The sequence below is a fragment of the Clostridium sp. HGF2 genome (genome assembly GCF_964240115.1).
Taxonomy (GTDB): Bacteria; Bacillota_I; Bacilli_A; order Erysipelotrichales; family Erysipelotrichaceae; genus Clostridium_AQ; species Clostridium_AQ innocuum.
In genome coordinates, this window is sequence record NZ_CAXSSO010000028.1 from 1 (window position 1) to 1,304 (window position 1,304).

2 protein-coding genes are annotated in these 1,304 nt (G+C 47.7%); both read right to left on the reverse strand.

Annotated features, from left to right (window positions below; all coding sequences use genetic code 11):
• A partial coding sequence (locus tag ACESPQ_RS20775) for an SIS domain-containing protein (RefSeq protein ID WP_217780668.1) occupies positions 1-578 on the reverse strand: 578 nt, incomplete at its 3' end.
• 8 nt (positions 579-586) lie between these two features.
• On the reverse strand, positions 587-1,304 hold a 718-nt coding region (locus ACESPQ_RS20780), incomplete at its 5' end, for a phosphoglycerate dehydrogenase (RefSeq protein ID WP_373144877.1).

The window sequence follows — 1,304 nt, forward strand, 5'->3', positions numbered from 1 at the left end:
TTACCAAGACTTCCGCCCGGATGCCATTTCACATACTGGTTTAAATCCAGCTTCTTCGCTTCCTGCAAGACTACGCTCAGACATTGCAGGATGAGGATCTCCGACAGGATGGAAGCACGCGGCGGCTTGTTCAGCGCATCCCCTTCTTCATCCACATGCGCTACCAGACATACCTCCGACTGCTTTGCCAGCGTCGATTGCGGATTTCCCGTACAGCTGATGATGTGTGCTCCGTTTGCTATAAGTGTCTGTACGGTTGCCTCCAGTTCCATCGTTTCTCCGCTGTTGGATATGGCAATCACCACATCTCCTTTTTTCACCTGACCGCTGGATCCGTGAACGGCCTCTGTTCCATGCAGCTCATAGGCACTCGTTCCTGTGGAAGACAGCAGGGATGCGATATAGCCTGCCACATGCCCCGGCTTTCCGATTCCCGTGACATGGATCCGTCCTCCCTGCTTTTCACTTTCCATTATGATATGGGCTGCACGTTCAATGCTTTCCATATCCATATCTTCTATATTTTTCCCTAATTCCGATGTAATATTGCTCAGATATTCTTTTACACATTCTATCATATATTCACCTAGTTCCCTATCAGCTGTTCCAGTATGATGTCCATAGACATTGCACAGGTTCGCTGTTCACTTTCCATGCTTCTTGCGGCTGTGTGCGGCGTTAACAGGAAATTATCCAGTGTAAGCAGCTTATCATCTTCCCTTGGAGGTTCGCTGCTGTACACATCAAAGCATGCACTTCGTATCTCTTTCTTCTTCAATGCTTCATATAAGGCTTCCTCATCCACGATACCGCCGCGTGCTGCATTCAGCAGGCAGGCATCCTTCTTCATTTTTTTGAATTCCTCTGTGGAAATCATATTCCGTGTGGACTCCAGAAGCGGTACGTGTAAAGAGATATAATCACAGTCTGTAAGGATATCCTCCAGTGTGGAAATCTGTGCATGGTACTGCCTTGCGGTTTCCTCTGCGATTGCAAAGGCATCATAGGCATATACCTCCATGCCACAGCCGTAAGCATACTCGGCAAGATACTTGCCGATCATTCCAAAGCCGATGATTCCCAGCTTCTTTCCATAAATCTCTCTGCCTGTCGGTTTATTCCAGCCATGATGCTTCACATCCCTTACACTCGTATACAGATTCTTTGCTTCCATAAACATCATAGACAGTACATGCTCTGCAACGGAGCGGGAATTGCTTCCCACACAGCGTCCGACATGGATATTACGCTCTTTTGCATAATCCAGATCGATATTATCCGTTCCGACACCGAACTTGCAGACC